At 65.1% G+C, this 1,641-nt stretch carries 1 protein-coding gene; it reads right to left on the reverse strand.

Features of this window, described 5'->3' with window-relative positions; translation table 11 throughout:
* Window positions 1-13 precede the first annotated feature (13 nt).
* A complete protein-coding gene (gene tnpC, locus DH08_RS30240; protein ID WP_192182915.1) occupies window positions 14-1,546 on the reverse strand; it encodes an IS66 family transposase in 1,533 nt (510 codons plus the stop codon).
* Window positions 1,547-1,641 lie beyond the last annotated feature (95 nt).

Below are 1,641 nucleotides of genomic sequence, written 5' to 3' on the forward strand. Positions count from 1 at the left end.
GTAAGCGGTGTTCTTAGGCCACGGCCTTGAGCTCGGGCGCCGTGATGTAGGCCCAAGGCAGCAGGTCGTCGATCTGGCTATTCGGGTGGCCGCTGACGATGCTGGTCAGGACATCGGTGAGGTAAGCGAGCGGCTCGACGCTGTTGAGCTTGCAGGTCTCGATGAGCGAGGCGATGACGGCCCAGTGCTCGGCGCCTCCGTCGGAGCCGGCGAAGAGTGCGTTCTTGCGGTTCAGCGCGATGGGTCGGATGGAGCGCTCGACGGTGTTGGAGTCGATTTCAACGCGGCCGTCGTCAAGGAACCTGGAGAGCCCTTCCCAGCGTGAGATCGTGTAGCGGATGGCCTCGGCGAGCTTCGTCTTCTGGCTGATGAGGACGAGTTTCTCGCGTAGCCAAGGTTCAAAATCGGCGACGACCGGGCAGCTTCTTTCCTGACGCACGGCGCGACGCTCGTCTGCTGGCCGGCCGCGGATGTCGTCCTCGATCTTATAGAGTGCGGCGATCCGTCTGAGCGCCTCGCTGGCGATCGGCGCCGGACCGGCCGCAGCCAGTTCGTAGAAGCGCCGACGGACGTGTGCCCAGCAGAAGGCAAGCGTCACGCCGCTTTTGTCGGCCAGCACGCGATAGCCGCCATAGCCGTCGACCTGCAGGATTCCGGCAAAGCCCGCGAGATGAGCGATTGGCCGCTCCGCCTTTCGATCCGGCGCATAGACATAGGCCACGCCCGGCGGATCGGCGCCATCCCATGGCCGGTCGTCGCGGGCATAGGCCCAGAGTTGCCCGGTCTTGGTTCTGCCGCGGCCGGGATCGAGCACCGGCGCCGTGGTTTCGTCAGCGAAGAGCTTCGGTGAAGCCTTCAGGCTTGCAAGCAATCTCTCGTGCACCGGACGCAGATGCCAGGCGGCGCGGCCAACCCAGTCGGCGAGCGTCGAGCGATCGAGATTGATGCCCTGCCGGGCGTAGATCTGCGCCTGACGGTAGAGCGGCAGGTGATCGGCATATTTGGAGACCAGAACCTGGGCGACCGTCGCTTCGGTCGGCAAACCGCCCTCGATCAGCCGTGCGGGCGCCGGAGCCTGCACCACAACGTCCTCGCAAGCTCGGCACGCATATTTGGGCCGGCGCACGACAATCACACGCAGCTGCGCCGGAACGATGTCGAGCCGCTCGCTCACATCCTCGCCGATCCGATGCAGGCCGTTGCGGCAGCACGGGCAAGCATGATCCTCGATGTCGACGACCATCTCGACACGAGGAAGATGGGGCGGCAGCGCGCCCCGGTTGGCCCGGCGCTTCGCAGCCTTTGCCAGACGTTCGGCGGGAGCAGACTGATCCTTCTCCTCCTTGCCGGCCGCCTCGATTTGCTCGGCCTCTTCCAATCCCAGCAGAAGCTGATCTTCCGGCAGCGTCTCGGCACGGCGGCCGAAGCGGTGACGCTGCAATTCCTTGATGATCTGGATCAGGCGGGCATTCTCGATGTTGCGCGCCAGGACCATCGCCTTCAGCGCGTCCGGATCGTCGGGAAGCTGGTCCGCCGTCGTCGCCATGACTGGATCAGACCATATTCACTGAGGCCGGGCGACAGCAGAATCCGGGCTGATTCACTTGGTCGCGGATCAGCCGGCCTGAACCGGAACGCGTG

This window comes from Mesorhizobium amorphae (genome assembly GCF_014843845.1).
Lineage (GTDB): Bacteria > Pseudomonadota > Alphaproteobacteria > Rhizobiales > Rhizobiaceae > Mesorhizobium > Mesorhizobium amorphae_A.

Coding starts and splice junctions, on each gene's coding strand:
- tnpC (WP_192182915.1), bottom strand. CDS start 1,546: ATGGCGACGACGGCGGACCAGCTTCCCGACGATCCGGACGCGCTGAAG.